Annotated in this window: 16 protein-coding genes; 5 read left to right on the top strand and 11 right to left on the bottom strand. The window is 62.7% G+C overall.

Going from position 1 to position 13,313, the window contains the following annotated elements; genetic code table 11:
* Positions 1 to 146 precede the first annotated feature (146 nt).
* Both ttcA and LB535_RS08990 read left to right on the top strand, forming a co-directional pair.
* Entirely contained in the window at positions 147 to 1,037 is an 891-nt protein-coding gene (gene ttcA, locus LB535_RS08985; RefSeq protein WP_411969549.1) for a tRNA 2-thiocytidine(32) synthetase TtcA, read from the top strand.
* Positions 1,027 to 1,854 carry an inositol monophosphatase family protein gene (locus LB535_RS08990; protein ID WP_224631919.1) on the top strand — a complete coding sequence of 276 codons (828 nt, stop codon included), beginning with the start codon at positions 1,027 to 1,029 and terminating at the stop codon, positions 1,852 to 1,854. The genes ttcA and LB535_RS08990 overlap by 11 nt, the downstream gene beginning before the upstream one ends.
* 45 nt (positions 1,855 to 1,899) lie before the next feature.
* On the opposite strand, the gene LB535_RS08995 is transcribed toward LB535_RS08990, so the two are convergent.
* Both LB535_RS08995 and grxD read right to left on the bottom strand, forming a co-directional pair.
* Entirely contained in the window at positions 1,900 to 3,123 is a 1,224-nt protein-coding gene (locus tag LB535_RS08995) for a multidrug effflux MFS transporter (protein WP_411969552.1), read from the bottom strand.
* Between the two features lie 189 nt (positions 3,124 to 3,312).
* Positions 3,313 to 3,648, bottom strand: a complete 336-nt coding sequence (grxD, locus tag LB535_RS09000) for a Grx4 family monothiol glutaredoxin (protein WP_059185116.1) — start codon at positions 3,646 to 3,648, stop codon at positions 3,313 to 3,315.
* Positions 3,649 to 3,953: 305 nt separating this feature from the next.
* Here grxD and LB535_RS09005 point away from each other — a divergent pair, with 305 nt between their 5' ends.
* Positions 3,954 to 4,682, top strand: a complete 729-nt coding sequence (locus LB535_RS09005) for a DJ-1/PfpI family protein (RefSeq protein ID WP_224525640.1) — start codon at positions 3,954 to 3,956, stop codon at positions 4,680 to 4,682.
* A 40-nt stretch (positions 4,683 to 4,722) separates the two neighbouring features.
* Here LB535_RS09005 and LB535_RS09010 read toward each other — a convergent pair whose 3' ends face one another.
* From LB535_RS09010 to LB535_RS09025, 4 genes are all read right to left on the bottom strand, one after another.
* Positions 4,723 to 4,956, bottom strand: coding sequence for a BolA/IbaG family iron-sulfur metabolism protein (locus LB535_RS09010; protein ID WP_040995401.1), 234 nt, complete (start codon positions 4,954 to 4,956; stop codon positions 4,723 to 4,725).
* A 102-nt stretch (positions 4,957 to 5,058) separates the two neighbouring features.
* Positions 5,059 to 5,586 carry a hypothetical protein gene (locus LB535_RS09015; protein WP_224525647.1) on the bottom strand — a complete coding sequence of 176 codons (528 nt, stop codon included), beginning with the start codon at positions 5,584 to 5,586 and terminating at the stop codon, positions 5,059 to 5,061.
* A gap of 93 nt (positions 5,587 to 5,679) precedes the next feature.
* On the bottom strand, positions 5,680 to 7,911 hold the full coding sequence (purL, locus tag LB535_RS09020) for a phosphoribosylformylglycinamidine synthase subunit PurL (RefSeq protein ID WP_224631921.1): 2,232 nt from the start codon (positions 7,909 to 7,911) through the stop codon (positions 5,680 to 5,682).
* Positions 7,912 to 8,060: 149 nt separating this feature from the next.
* On the bottom strand, positions 8,061 to 9,470 hold the full coding sequence (locus LB535_RS09025) for a PLP-dependent aminotransferase family protein (protein WP_224602532.1): 1,410 nt from the start codon (positions 9,468 to 9,470) through the stop codon (positions 8,061 to 8,063).
* Positions 9,471 to 9,561: 91 nt separating this feature from the next.
* Here LB535_RS09025 and LB535_RS09030 point away from each other — a divergent pair, with 91 nt between their 5' ends.
* Complete coding sequence (locus tag LB535_RS09030) at positions 9,562 to 9,810, top strand: DUF1127 domain-containing protein (protein ID WP_224632086.1); 249 nt, start codon at positions 9,562 to 9,564, stop codon at positions 9,808 to 9,810.
* A 6-nt stretch (positions 9,811 to 9,816) separates the two neighbouring features.
* Here the strand turns inward: LB535_RS09030 and LB535_RS09035 are convergent, their stop codons facing one another.
* From LB535_RS09035 to purC, 5 genes are all read right to left on the bottom strand, one after another.
* Positions 9,817 to 10,476: a Pr6Pr family membrane protein gene (locus LB535_RS09035; protein WP_224628045.1), complete on the bottom strand. Its 660-nt coding sequence runs from the start codon at positions 10,474 to 10,476 to the stop codon at positions 9,817 to 9,819.
* 7 nt (positions 10,477 to 10,483) lie between these two features.
* Positions 10,484 to 10,894 (bottom strand): hypothetical protein, encoded by a 411-nt coding sequence (locus LB535_RS09040; RefSeq protein ID WP_224631922.1) that lies wholly within the window; start codon positions 10,892 to 10,894, stop codon positions 10,484 to 10,486.
* 37 nt (positions 10,895 to 10,931) lie between these two features.
* Positions 10,932 to 11,600 carry a phosphoribosylformylglycinamidine synthase subunit PurQ gene (purQ, locus tag LB535_RS09045; protein ID WP_224631923.1) on the bottom strand — a complete coding sequence of 223 codons (669 nt, stop codon included), beginning with the start codon at positions 11,598 to 11,600 and terminating at the stop codon, positions 10,932 to 10,934.
* A gap of 2 nt (positions 11,601 to 11,602) precedes the next feature.
* On the bottom strand, positions 11,603 to 11,842 hold the full coding sequence (gene purS / locus LB535_RS09050; protein WP_095765207.1) for a phosphoribosylformylglycinamidine synthase subunit PurS: 240 nt from the start codon (positions 11,840 to 11,842) through the stop codon (positions 11,603 to 11,605).
* Positions 11,843 to 11,906: 64 nt separating this feature from the next.
* Complete coding sequence (gene purC / locus LB535_RS09055; RefSeq protein WP_224631924.1) at positions 11,907 to 12,701, bottom strand: phosphoribosylaminoimidazolesuccinocarboxamide synthase; 795 nt, start codon at positions 12,699 to 12,701, stop codon at positions 11,907 to 11,909.
* A 274-nt stretch (positions 12,702 to 12,975) separates the two neighbouring features.
* Between purC and LB535_RS09060 the strand changes: the two genes are divergently transcribed.
* Positions 12,976 to 13,296, top strand: a complete 321-nt coding sequence (locus tag LB535_RS09060) for a DUF1476 domain-containing protein (RefSeq protein ID WP_095765208.1) — start codon at positions 12,976 to 12,978, stop codon at positions 13,294 to 13,296.
* Positions 13,297 to 13,313: the final 17 nt, after the last annotated feature.

Below are 13,313 nucleotides of genomic sequence, written 5' to 3' on the forward strand. Positions count from 1 at the left end.
GCCGGTGCATCCAAGGCCGCCTTTCGAGGCGGCCTTTTCTTTGGCGGTCAGGCTATTCACTTTGGCCGCATTTATGCGACGCCATGTGATTCCACTCGGCTGCAAAATGCTCTAAAGCCGAGCGCTGACAACGCGGAGCCGGCGCCATGAACATGCTGCCAGACCTCAAATCCCTCGAGCCGATCGACGATGAGACCGACGGCGGTTTCCACCCGCTGTTTCGCGACGTGCCGTCCTCGGTCGAGTTCAACAAGCTGCGCAAGCGGCTGTTGAGGCTCACCCGCCAGGCGATCGAGGATTTCACCATGGTGAAGCCGGGCGAACGCTGGCTGGTGGCGCTGTCGGGCGGCAAGGATTCCTACGGCCTGCTGGCGCTTTTGCTCGACCTCAAATGGCGCGGCCTCCTGCCGGTCGAACTGCTTGCCTGCAATCTCGACCAGGGCCAGCCGAATTTCCCGAAGCACATCCTGCCCGATTATCTCAGTGCCAACGGTATTGCGCATCGCATCGGATACCGGGACACCTATTCGGTGGTCACCGACAAGTTGCCCGAAGGCAGCACCTACTGCTCGCTCTGTTCGCGGCTCAGGCGCGGCCATCTCTATCGCATCGCGCGGGAGGAGGGCTGCTCGGCGCTGGTGCTCGGGCACCATCGCGAGGATATCCTCGAGACCTTCTTCATGAACCTGTTCCATGGCGGGCGTCTCGCCGCCATGCCGCCCAAGCTCCTCAATGACGAAGGCGACGTCATGGTGCTGCGGCCGCTCGCCTATAGCGCCGAGGCCGATCTCGAAAAATTCGCCAACGCGATGAAATTCCCGATCATCCCGTGCGATCTGTGCGGCAGCCAGGAAGGGCTGCAGCGCAACGCCATGAAGGCGATGCTCGACGATATCGAGAAGCGCATGCCGGGCCGCAAGGACACGATGATACGCGCCATGGCCAATGTAAGGCCCTCGCATCTCCTGGACAGGAAGCTGTTCGACTTCGCGGGCCTCGATGCAAACCCAGGACAAGACATTTCTGATGCGATTTGACGATAACGCGATCGACTGGCTGGCCGAGCTTCTCGCCGGTGCCGCAAACGCCGAAATCATGCCGCGCTTCCGCCGGCTGGGCGAGGGCGACGTGCGCCAGAAGACGTCCGCCGCCGACCTCGTCACCGAGGCGGACGTCAACGCCGAGAGGCTGATCACCGCCCGGCTGCTTGAACGTTATCCGGACGCCATGGTGGTCGGCGAGGAAGCCTGCTCCGATAACCCGGCGCTGCTGTCCGGCCTTGGCGATGCTGCGCTTGCCTTCGTCATCGATCCGGTCGACGGCACTTTCAATTTCGCTTCCGGCGTGCCGCTGTTCGGCGTCATGGCCGGCGTCGTCGTCAATGGCGAGACCGTCGCCGGCATCATCCATGACCCGGTCGGCAAGGACTGGCTGATCGGGACAAAGGGCGCCGGCAGCCATATCCGCCATGCGCATGGCGCGCTGGAGAAGGTTCGCGTCGCGGCGCCGGTGCCGATGTCGCAGATGACCGGTTCCGTTTCCTGGCAGTTTCTTCACGAGCCCGAACGCTCGCGGCTCGCCCGCAACCAGACCAAGACGCTGTCGCAATTCGCCTATCGCTGCGCGGCGCATGAATACCGGCTTCTGGCCAGCGGCCACGCCCATTTCGTGCTCTACAACAAGCTGATGCCCTGGGATCATCTCGCCGGGGCGCTGATCCACCAGGAAGCCGGCGGCCATGTTGCGCGCGTCGACGGCAGCGCCTACCTTCCCTCGCATGTCGATGGCGGCCTGCTTGTGGCGCCGGACAAGCAAAGCTGGGACGAGTTGCGACGCGAGCTCTGGGCGGAATAGGGGCCGTGCCGGCTCTGGCCGGCAAAGCTGCCGGCCATACAGCATTTAATGCAGATCGGTGATGTGCCCCGAAACAGGGGGATTGTGAGGCTGGAACATCCTGCCCCGCTCGGCGATCAGGATCATCAGCAGAGCCGCGACCGAGACGGTGCAGAAGCCGGCGGCCAGAGGCGTCACCGTGCCGTTATAGGCCTGGCCGATCAGCGCGCCGATGATGGCGCCGAGGAAGGTCTGCATGAAGCCCAGGATGGACGCGGCGGTGCCGGCGAGCTCGCCGAGCGGCTCCATGGCCAAAGCGTTGAAATTCGCGCCAAGTCCGCCGAACGGCAGCATCGCGCCGGCAAAAAACGCGATGAACAGCCAGAGCGGCATTTTCATTTCGAGCGAGACCACCAGCCAGGCAAGGCTGATGCACAGGAAGACGAGCAGCGCGCCTTGCGATAGGCGGCGCATCCCGATCTGTCCGACCAGCCGCGAATTCAGATAGTTCGAGAAAGCCAGCACGCCGGCGACGCCGGCAAAGATCAGCGGGAACAATTCGCCGACATGGAAGATGTCGATATAGATCTGCTGGGCCGAGCTGATGAAGCCGAACATGGCCGCGAAGATGAAGGTGCTGGCAAAGGCGTAGCAAAGCGTGAGCCGGTTGGTGAGCACGATGCGGAAGCCGCCGGCGACGGAGCTTACCGTCAGCGGCCGGCGATATTCCGGATGCAGCGTCTCGGGCAGGCGCAACAGCGCCCACGCCGACACGACCAGCGCACCGATGGCCATGGTGACGAAAATCCAATGCCAACTGGCAAACAGCATGACGAACTGGCCGATGCCGGGCGCGACCACCGGAATTGCCATGAACACCATGAAGATCAGCGACATCACCTCGGCCATGCGCCGCCCTTCGAACGTGTCGCGCACGATCGAGACGGCGATGACGCGGGTCGCCGCCGCGCCGAAGCCTTGTATCAGGCGGCAGGTCAGCAACAGGGCGAAACTCGGCGCGACGGCGGCGGCAGCCGCGGCGGCGACGTAGACGACCAGGCCGAAGACCAATGGCGCACGGCGCCCGAAGCGATCCGAAATGGGTCCGAAGAAAAGCTGTCCGCCGCCGAAGCCAAGCATATAGGCGGTGATCACATATTGGCGGTGGTTCTCGCTCACCACGCCGAGCGAGGCGCCGATCTGCTGAAGCGCCGGCAGCATGATGTCGATGGCCAGGGAGTTGAGCGCCATGAGCGCCGCGCAGAGCGCGATGAATTCCCAGCGCGGAATGGGCAAGCTTGTTGCCGATTGCTGCGCCGCTGCCTGCTTGTCCACCGCGAAAATCCGATTCTTCAAACGAACATGCGCCGGATTACCGGCGCATCCAATCGTCTCGTTCTCGAATCCGAGAACTACAATGCCGAGGTGGGGGCGGCCCCGGAAGCTAGTGTCCGCCGGCCGGTCGCCGACGCAGTCCGATCAAGCGGCGCCTTTGACGCTGACGCCCTTTTCGACCAGAAAGTCCTGCAATTCACCGGCTTGGAACATCTCGCGCACGATGTCGCAACCGCCGACGAATTCGCCCTTCACATAGAGCTGCGGGATGGTCGGCCAGTTGGAATAATCCTTGATGCCCTGGCGCAATTCGGCCGAGTCGAGCACGTTGACGCCTTTGTAGTCGGCCCCGATATAATCGAGGATCTGCACCACCTGTCCGGAGAACCCGCATTGCGGGAAGCCGGGTGTGCCCTTCATGAAGAGCACGACGTCGTTGCTCTTCACTTCATTATCGATGTAGTCGTTGATGCCGGTCATGAACAATCCTTTCATGCCTGTGGGAGTCAGGCTCGAAGCATGTCCTTCAAATAAACCCATAGGTTGGCTGAAACAAGACGTTAGCCGTCACGCTGGCCCAATGGCGCAAAAGTCGGCGCGGTTTGGGCCAAACCGAGTGACGGTGGATTCGTAGTGATGAATCTGAGCTTGGTGCCCGATGCGGAAGACGTCTCCCGGCCCGGATCTGCCCCCTCGGAGCTATGACCCGTTGCGCATATCTTCACCAAGCGCGATGATCTCCACTGCGCCAAGCCGGCGTGTGGGCATTTGGAGGCGAATGCGGCATGTCCGGTTTCGATATCGGCTTCGTGATCTTCCCTGGAATCACGCAACTCGACTTTACTGGCCCGTTTGAAGTCTTGAGCCGGCTTGGAACGCCTGCCTCAATCTCTGCGGCCAGCAAGTTCCCTCAATCGAGAACCCACGTTGTCGCGAAGACCATGCTACCGGTTTCGAGCGACCGCGGTCTCGGCATCATGCCCACCTGCACGTTTCAGAGCTGTCCCCAGCTAGACCTGATTTGCCTGCCCGGTGGCGCAGGCGTCGTAGAAGCTCTCGCCGATTTCGAGACGATCGATTTCATTCGCCGCCAGGGCGAGCAGGCAGAATATGTAACCTCTGTTTGCATGGGCGCCTTTCTTCTTGGTGCAGCCGGGTTGTTGAAGGGACGTAGGGCCGCGACACATTGGGCCTACGTCGATCTGCTCCCCTTGGTCGGCGCCAGTCACGAAAAGGGCCGGGTAGTGCGCGACGGCAATGTCTTCACCTCGGGCGGCGTCACTTCGGGGATTGACTTCGCATTCCGCATCGTCGCCGAACTTGCTGGACCGGAGGTCGCGCAAGCCATCCAACTCGGGATCGAGTACGACCCGTCTCCTCCCTTTGATTCAGGTCACCCTGACAAGGCGTCCGAGGCGGCCATCGCGCTCATGGTTCAACGCAACGAAAAGGCCTACACGGGGATTCGCGAAGGACTCAAAAAATTGGTCATCCCCGGCAAATTTCCGCGCTAAGGGACCTACAACTCCAATACGAGCCGTCAGATTTCAAGCACTAGTCCGGAACGCTGGTCTGCAGCGCCAGAGCATGCAGGACACCGCCCATCTTGCCCTTCAGCGCGTCATAGACCATCTGGTGCTGCTGGACGCGGCTTTTGCCCCGGAAACTCTCGGCCACCACTTCGGCCGCATAATGATCGCCGTCGCCGGCCAGGTCGCGGATGGTCACTTTGGCGTCGGGAATGCCTTCCTTGATCAGTTTTTCGATGTCGTGGGCATCCATTGCCATGGCAAAATCCTGTTTCAAGCGGGCAGGCTGTGTGGTGTGACTCGGGGTAGAGCCTAGAACCTTTCCAGCCCGGATTGAAGCCGTTCCGTCGCAGAAGGAAGCCTAGGAATTATCCGGGCTCGGATGAACCACACCGTCCTCGCTGATGTCATCGCGCGTCGAATAGGCGCGGCCGAGGCTGAAGACCAGCACGTAGAGCGGGACGTTGATCAGCAGGCCGACGATGGGAAGATAGCTCGTCATCCGCCATGCAGTTGAGAAGAAGGCCTGACCGTAGCCGTCGCAGATCAAGGACGAGCCATAGTCCCAAACCGCCCCGACCGCGGCGGCAACGGCAAAGAGCTTGATGCAGGTCGCGATGTGCTTTGCCCGCGCCGGCTCTGGAGAAAACCTGTTCCACAGCACGAGGCAGGCGATTGGAACCGCGTAGATCAGGCTCTGCACGATGAGCATAGGCAGCGTGCCGTTTGCCGCCGCCAGGAACTCGGCGCGGGTTTCTAGCCGGGGGCAGACCTCGCTCGAGGTCGTCGACAGCAGGAACAGGGCGAACGGTCCGAGAAACCAGAAGAAGAACAGAGACGGCCAGAAGACGACTGCGACCAGCGCCCTGGCGGTTAAATCATGTCGCATAAAAAAGGATTTATGCGACATGATTTAGGTCTTTTGTCGTAGGCATGTCTTTTTCCCGAAACCGCTGCACACTTTCGGGAGACATGCTTCTGGTCAACTGGCCTGATCCATGAAGCGCGGGAACCAGCCCTCATGGGCGGCGGTCAATTCACTGACCGGGATCGGCCGTGCGTCACCCAGCTTCAATTCACGTCCGCCGGTGGTGCCGATCCATGGCGCGAAGATGCCGAGCTTGCTCTGCTCCTCGCGGATCCTGTCCCATTCGCCGCTTTGCGGGTCGATCGATAACGTCAATAGATAGCGGCCTTGGTCCTCGCCGAACCAGACCGGAATCGGGTCGGTGCCGGTGAGGCCGGGGATGGTGGCGCCGATGCCGGAGGCCATAGCCATTTCGGCCAGCGCTACCGCCAGGCCGCCGTCGGAGACATCGTGGGCCGATGTCACGATGCCGGAAGCGATCAGCGAGCGCACATGGTCGCCGACGCGCTTCTCATGCGTGAGGTCGACGGGCGGCGGCGGTCCATCGGCGCGGCCATGGATGTCACGCATATAGGCGGACTGGCCGAGATGGCTGCCCCATGTCGGTGGCGCGCCGACCAGCACGATCATCTGGCCCTCGGCGGCGAAGCCGATCCGCGCCATCTTCGACCAGTCGGCGATGAGGCCGACGCCGCCGATGGTCGGCGTCGGCAGGATGCCGCGGCCATTCGTCTCGTTGTAAAGCGAGACATTGCCGGACACGATCGGGAAGCCGAGCGCGCGGCAGGCATCGCCGATGCCTTTGATGGCGCCGACGAGCTGACCCATGATCTCGGGCCGCTCCGGATTGCCGAAATTGAGATTGTCGGTGGCGGCGAGCGGCAGGGCGCCGGTGGCGGTCAGGTTGCGCCAGCATTCCGCCACGGCCTGCTTGCCGCCTTCGTATGGGTCGGCCTCGCAGTAGCGCGGCGTGACGTCGGAGGAGAAGGCCAGCGCCTTGGTCGGGTGACCTTCGACGCGCACGACGCCGGCATCGCCGCCTGGAAGCTGTAGCGAATTGCCCTGGATCAGCGTGTCATACTGCTCCCACACCCAGCGGCGCGAGGAGAGATCCGGTCCGCCGAGCATTTTCAGCAGCGCGTCCGCGACATCGGCCTTCGGCGCGTCGTTCGCGGCAAGCGGCGTGGGTTTCTTCGCCTCGACCCAGGGGCGGTCATATTCCGGCGCCTCGTCGCCCAGTTCCTTGATCGGCAAATTGGCGACCTCGTCGCCCTGGTGGATGACGCGGAAGCGCAGGTCATCGGTGGTCTTCCCGACAATGGCGAAGTCGAGACCCCATTTGCGGAAGATCGCCTCAGCTTCCTCCTCCTTCTCAGGGCGCAGCACCATCAGCATGCGCTCCTGGCTTTCCGACAGCATCATCTCATAGGCGCTCATGCGCTCCTCGCGCACCGGCACCTTGTCGAGGTCGAGCTCGATGCCGAGGTCGCCCTTGGCGCCCATCTCGACCGCCGAGCAGGTGAGGCCGGCCGCACCCATGTCCTGGATGGCGATGACGGCGCCCGACGCCATCAGCTCGAGGCAGGCCTCCAGCAGGCATTTTTCGGTGAAGGGATCTCCGACCTGCACGGTCGGACGCTTCTCCTCGATCTTGTCGTCGAATTCGGCCGAGGCCATGGTGGCGCCGCCGACGCCGTCGCGCCCGGTCTTGGCGCCGAGATAGACGACCGGCAGGCCGACGCCCTTGGCCTGCGACAGGAAGATGGCGTTGGTCTTGGCAAGACCCGCCGCGAAGGCATTGACCAGAATGTTGCCGTTGTAACGAGCATCGAAATTGACTTCGCCGCCGACGGTCGGCACGCCGAAGGAATTGCCGTAGCCGCCGACGCCCGAAACCACGCCCGCGACAAGGTGCCGGGTCTTGGGATGATCCGGCGCGCCGAAGCGAAGCGCGTTCATTGCCGCCACTGGCCTGGCGCCCATTGTGAAGACGTCGCGCAGGATGCCGCCGACGCCGGTCGCGGCACCCTGATAAGGTTCGATGTAAGAGGGGTGGTTGTGGCTCTCCATCTTGAAGACGACGCAGTCACCGTCGCCGATGTCGACCACGCCGGCATTCTCGCCTGGACCCTGGATGACCTGCGGACCGCTGGTCGGCAGCGTGCGCAGCCATTTCTTGGAGGACTTGTAGGAGCAGTGCTCGTTCCACATCGCCGAGAAGATGCCGAGCTCGGTGAAGCTTGGCTCGCGGCCGACCAGATCGAGGATGCGCTGGTATTCGTCCGGCTTCAGCCCATGCGCGGCGACGAGCTCGGGAGTGATCGGCACGGAATTGGAAATGGTCATGAGCGGCGATTTTTGTCCGTGGAAGAGGGGAGTTTCTTTGAGTCTCCTCTTATCGCAAGCTTTCGCGCGATACACCCCACCGGATGACGAAAAAAGCCGGAAAACGGCCCCTGCCGGCGAAGGCCAGGGCCTAGAGCTCGCCAGCTTGATCAGGAAAAACTGTCGTAGCCGGCGCGGCCTTCGTCAAGCAGGCGGCGGATGACGGCGACGCCGCCGGCGACATCCGAGCTTTGCCGCGGCTGCGACACGCCAAAGCGCACGCCGTGAAAGACCTGCTCGGAGCGGCCGGCCTTGAACTCGTCCTCGTCGTCGATGAGCACGCCTTGCGCCAGGCAGGCGTTCTTGAAAGTGCCGGACAGCCACGGGTCCGGCAAGGTCAGCCAGACGAAGGGCACGTTGTCGCGCGCCTTGAAATCAAAACCCGCCAGCACTTCGCGCACGATAGCGAGGCGCACCTGGATTTCGCCAATGCAGCGCTTGCGGATCTCGCCCGCCTGGCCCGACATCACCAGCCGCGTGCCGACCTCGGCCAGCAGAAAGGGCAGGCCGCCGGTCATCATCTTGTGCGCGACACGGATGCGGTGGCGATAGGCCGGTGGGCAGGAAAGCCAGCCGCCGCGCACGCCTGCCGCGACCGACTTTGACAGGCCGCCGGCGACGATCGTGCGCTCGGGCGCGTATTCGGCCAGCAGCGGTGTCGGGTCGTCGGTGAGTTCGCCGTAAAGATCGTCCTCGATCAGCGCGACATTGTACTCACGCGCGATCTTGGCGATCGCCTGCCGCCGCTCCGCCGACAACGTCACCAGCGTCGGGTTCTTAGCGGTCGGCATCAGGAACATCAGCTTTGGATGTTTCTGAGCGCAGACGCGCTCGAAATCATCCGGGTCGATACCGCCCTCATCAGTCAAAACCAGCGCCGTGCGGCGGCCGATCAGCCCGGCGCTGCGCGCGATCTGCGAATAGGTGAGGTGCTCGAAGACCACGTAGTCGCCGGGCATGGTCAGCGCCGCGATCGCCGCCATGACCGCAGCATGGGTGCCCAGCGTCGGCACGATCGAATCGAGCGAGGGGCGGAAGGCATTGCGCGCTAGCCAGCGGCTGCCTGCCTCATACCAGCGTTCGGGAAAATCCCGCGTATAGCTCGAAATGTCGTGCGGATGCTCCTGCGCCGTGCGTGCCAGCATGTCGGCTATCACCGCGCCCTGGCCGACATCGGGCGCGGCGGTGCTGTCGAAGCGCAGCTTGCCGCTCGGCGCGTCGATGGGGCGCGTGCCCTGGATGGCCGGTTCCAAATCCGGCTTCGGGTCTGCGGCGCGCTGGCCGAGCACATAGGTGCCGCGGCCGACCTCGCCGCTGACCAGACCGCGCTCGCGCAGCAGCTGATAGGCCCTGCCGATGGTGCCGACGGTCGTGCCGATGTCGTAGGCGAGGTCGCGTTGCGGCGGCAGTTTTGCACCGGCGTCGATAACGCCCTTGTCGATATCTGACTCAATGCTGTCAGCAAGGCGCTGATAGAGCGGACCGGAGCCAGAGGAAAGATCGGGGAGCCAATTTGTCATGGTGACAATTTTCTATATTGCACCGCGCGATGAGTCAATTCATATCGATCTCGCGATTGGGAAGGTACAATCGGAACAAGGCAGAATGACAATGGATACAATGGACACAATTCGCTATGCTCGCCCGGCTTTTGGCGCGCAGACCGATCAACAGAGCCGTCGCGGCTTCGTCGGTCGCCTGGTATTCGCGCTCCGTTCCGCCGCCAAACAAATCGATCGCATGCTTGAGCGCCGGCGCGGTCGCCTCGCGCTCCTGGAGATGACGGACGAGCAGCTCAAGGATATCGGCGTGTCGCGCTGCGATGCCCATCGCGAAGGCATCAGGGCATTCTGGGAGTGATGCCTATCAACGGCTCGGTTGGAGGCGGGTTGCGGGCTTTCCCCGCAACCGGCCGATGCCGTGATCGATCAGCACGGCAAGCACGCTCAATCCGATGAACAACGCCGTGACGCCCAGCGCCGAAACGGCGACGCTGGCCGCGCCGTTCTTGGCGACGTCGAGGAACGGGTAAGGCACCTCGCTGGCGAAGGGCGCACGTATCAGGGCATAGGCAAGATAGGCGAGCGGATAGATCATCCACCAGGAGATGTCGCGCCAGCGCGTGCTGCCGTCCGCGCCAGCGATGAGCCACCACATGACGAAAATGAATGGCGTGACGTAATGGAGCAGGATGTCGCAAAGTAGGAACAGGCCCTGCGGTTGCCAGAGCCCTGCCAGCACGGTCGCATAGACGATGAAGACCAGCGTGATGGCGACCGCGACGCCAGCCCGCAAGCGTTGTCCGGCAAAGGCCGGGAACCACGCATAGCCGGCGGGTGACAGCAGTGAAGCGTGCACCATCACAGCGGCGATGTTGGTCAGGATGGTGAAGAAGCTGAAATAGAAGACGATCGAGCCGAGCAGGCTGCGTCCCGCCGCCATCGATGCCGGTACGGTGATGGCGAATTGCAAAACAAGCGCAATCAGCCCTACAGCCAGTCCCGCGGTCTGCAGGAACCGGGCCATGACAATTTCAGGCGGCAGCCGCGCAGGACGGATTGCCGGCCCGCCAGCGGGCGATATCGGAACTGATGCGCGCGCCGAGCGGCTCGTTCATCAGCGGGCCAAAGGCATCGACGCGGTTGGAACTGCCCTGCGCCTGCACGACCAGCAGCGGCTTGCCGCCATAATGCTTGGCGGGCACCAGCAGGAAGCGCGGTGTGCCGCTGTAGGAATTGAGCTCGTTGGCCATCTGGTAGGCCTTAAAGGCCGGGTCCTTGCTGGCGATCCAGCATTTATGCGCTGCGATGGCAACCTGTTCCATCGCAAGCAGCGAGGCGCTCTTGCCTGAGGAAACCGGCGTGGTCTTGGGGCTGGACTGGCAGGAAGCCAAGGCGAGCCCGGCGGCGGCCAGGAGAGCAAGGCGAGCAATCGTCAGTCTCATGGTCAGTCCGCCCCGCGTTCTGATAGGATGTTAAGGATCAGGCCGCGATGCCGAGGGCGCTTTGGAAAAGCGCCCGTCCGTCCTCGCCGCCATGCGCCGCCTCGATCAGGTTTTCCGGATGCGGCATCAGGCCGAGCACATTGCCCTTGTCGTTGACGATCCCGGCAATGTCGTTGATCGAGCCGTTGGGGTTGGTGTTTTCCGCATAGCGGAACACCACCTGGCCTTCGCCTTCGAGCCGGGCAAGCGTCTCGGCATCGGCGAAATAGTTGCCGTCATGATGCGCCACCGGCGAGCGGATCACCTGTCCGGGCTGGTAGCCGCGGGTGAACATGGTGTTGGCGTTGGCGATCTCGAGCTTCACCTGCCGGCAGACGAATTTCAGCGAGGCGTTGCGAATCAGGGCGCCGGGCAGCAGTCCCGCCTCGACCAGAATCTGGAAGCCGTTGCAGACGCCGATAACGGTCACGCCCTTGGCCGCCTTTTCGGCGACCGCGCGCATCACCGGCATGCGCGCCGCGATGGCGCCGCAGCGCAGATAGTCGCCGAAGGAGAAGCCGCCCGGGATAGCGATCAGGTCGACATCGGGGATTTCAGTGTCGGTCTGCCAGACGGTCGCCGGCGCATGGCCGGAAATCTTGGTCAGCGCCGCGATCATGTCGCGGTCGCGGTTGAGGCCAGGCAGGAGGACGACGGCTGATTTCATTGTCAGGCGATCTCCACCGCGTAGTTCTCGATCACCGTGTTCGCCAGAAGCTTGTCGCACATGGCCTTGAGGTCGGCTTCGGCCTTGGCCTTGTCGGTTCCGGCGAGTTCGATGTCGAACACCTTGCCTTGCCGCACTTGGCCGACGCCATCGAAGCCCAGCCCGGAGAGCGCGTGCTCGATCGCCTTGCCCTGCGGGTCGAGGACGCCGTTCTTGAGGGTCACGGTGATACGGGCTTTCATCGATGCTCCTGGGCAGATCGTCGTTTGGGAAAGGCCTGCCATTGTCCGGCAGGCCCGTCAATATTCAGTGCTTCAGGCCCTTGGGCGCCTCGGAAGAGGCGACGAGCACTGGGCCCGTCGGGCGCGGCGGCTCGTTCTCGTTGATAATGCCGAGACGGCGGGCAACTTCCTGATAGGCTTCGACCAGACCGCCCATGTCGCGGCGGAAACGGTCCTTGTCGAGCTTGTCCTGGGTGGCGACGTCCCACAGCCTGCAGGAGTCCGGCGAGATCTCGTCGGCGACGACGATGCGCATCATGTCGCCCTCGAACAGGCGGCCGCATTCGATCTTGAAGTCGATGAGTTGGATGCCGACGCCGAGGAACAGGCCGGACAGGAAGTCGTTGACGCGGATGGCCAGGGCCATGATGTCGTCGATTTCCTGGGGGCTTGCCCAGCCGAAGGCGGTGATATGCTCTTCCGACACCATCGGGTCGTCGAGCGCGTCGGCCTTGTAGTAGAATTCGATGATCGAGCGCGGCAGCACCGTGCCTTCCTCGATGCCGAGGCGCTTGGATAGCGAGCCGGCGGCGACATTGCGAACCACGACCTCGAGCGGGATGATCTCGACTTCCTTGATCAACTGCTCGCGCATATTGAGCCGGCGGATGAAATGAGTCGGGATGCCCATCCGGTTCAAGTGGTTGAAGATGTGCTCGGAAATGCGGTTGTTGAGCACGCCCTTGCCATCGACCACTTCATGCTTCTTCTTGTTGAAAGCGGTGGCATCGTCCTTGAAAAACTGGATCAGCGTCCCCGGCTCAGGGCCCTCATAGAGGATCTTGGCCTTGCCTTCGTAAATGCGGCGGCGATTTTTCATTTGATTTTTTCTCTGGATCTGCGGGCAAGCGGCGAGTGACCGGTTCCTGCCCGTCTGCCTAAATTAGTATGGCGAAGGCGGCGTTCAATGCCGGTGTTATCGCAATCGTCTTGTTTGCTCAATCCGCAAATCCCGCGAATCAACCGCTTTCGGGACTGAAATGCCGCAGCGCAGCATGCGACGAAGCATATTGACCGGCCCGCGGCCTTTTGGTTTGTGCTTGCCCACCACACATATTTACCGCCAAGCGAATCGGATTGACCGGAGGGACGTTATGAGCAGCATGAAAGACCGCGAAGAGGGTTTTGAGCGCAAATTCGCCTTCGACGAGGAGCTTCGCTTCAAGGCCGCGGCGCGCCGCAACAAGGCGCTTGGTCTGTGGGCCGCCGAGAAACTGGGCAAATCCGGCGCCGATGCCGAAGCCTATGCCAAGGAAGTGGTGGTCTCCGATATCGAGGAAGCGGGCGACCACGATGTTTTCCGCAAGATACGCACGGATTTTGACGCGGCCGGCGTCGCCCAGTCCGACCATCAGATCCGCCGCACCATGGACGAGCTGATGGCGCAGGCGATCGAGGAGATCAAGAACAGCTGAGGCTGTGCGGACATGAT

Origin of the sequence: Mesorhizobium sp. CA10 (assembly GCF_020165285.1) — a bacterium.
In the GTDB taxonomy this organism is placed as follows: domain Bacteria; phylum Pseudomonadota; class Alphaproteobacteria; order Rhizobiales; family Rhizobiaceae; genus Mesorhizobium.

Excerpts from the sequence above, each read along its gene's own strand:
- ttcA (WP_411969549.1), top strand. The coding sequence starts at position 147 with ATGAACATGCTGCCAGACCTCAAATCCCTCGAGCCGATCGACGATGAG.
- LB535_RS08990 (WP_224631919.1), top strand. The coding sequence starts at position 1,027 with ATGCGATTTGACGATAACGCGATCGACTGGCTGGCCGAGCTTCTCGCC.
- grxD (WP_059185116.1), bottom strand. The coding sequence starts at position 3,648 with ATGACCGGCATCAACGACTACATCGATAATGAAGTGAAGAGCAACGAC.
- LB535_RS09005 (WP_224525640.1), top strand. The coding sequence starts at position 3,954 with ATGTCCGGTTTCGATATCGGCTTCGTGATCTTCCCTGGAATCACGCAA.
- LB535_RS09010 (WP_040995401.1), bottom strand. The coding sequence starts at position 4,956 with ATGGCAATGGATGCCCACGACATCGAAAAACTGATCAAGGAAGGCATT.
- LB535_RS09015 (WP_224525647.1), bottom strand. The coding sequence starts at position 5,586 with ATGCGACATGATTTAACCGCCAGGGCGCTGGTCGCAGTCGTCTTCTGG.
- purL (WP_224631921.1), bottom strand. The coding sequence starts at position 7,911 with ATGACCATTTCCAATTCCGTGCCGATCACTCCCGAGCTCGTCGCCGCG.
- LB535_RS09025 (WP_224602532.1), bottom strand. The coding sequence starts at position 9,470 with ATGACAAATTGGCTCCCCGATCTTTCCTCTGGCTCCGGTCCGCTCTAT.
- LB535_RS09030 (WP_224632086.1), top strand. The coding sequence starts at position 9,562 with ATGGATACAATGGACACAATTCGCTATGCTCGCCCGGCTTTTGGCGCG.
- LB535_RS09035 (WP_224628045.1), bottom strand. The coding sequence starts at position 10,476 with ATGGCCCGGTTCCTGCAGACCGCGGGACTGGCTGTAGGGCTGATTGCG.
- LB535_RS09040 (WP_224631922.1), bottom strand. The coding sequence starts at position 10,894 with ATGAGACTGACGATTGCTCGCCTTGCTCTCCTGGCCGCCGCCGGGCTC.
- purQ (WP_224631923.1), bottom strand. The coding sequence starts at position 11,600 with ATGAAATCAGCCGTCGTCCTCCTGCCTGGCCTCAACCGCGACCGCGAC.
- purS (WP_095765207.1), bottom strand. The coding sequence starts at position 11,842 with ATGAAAGCCCGTATCACCGTGACCCTCAAGAACGGCGTCCTCGACCCG.
- purC (WP_224631924.1), bottom strand. The coding sequence starts at position 12,701 with ATGAAAAATCGCCGCCGCATTTACGAAGGCAAGGCCAAGATCCTCTAT.
- LB535_RS09060 (WP_095765208.1), top strand. The coding sequence starts at position 12,976 with ATGAGCAGCATGAAAGACCGCGAAGAGGGTTTTGAGCGCAAATTCGCC.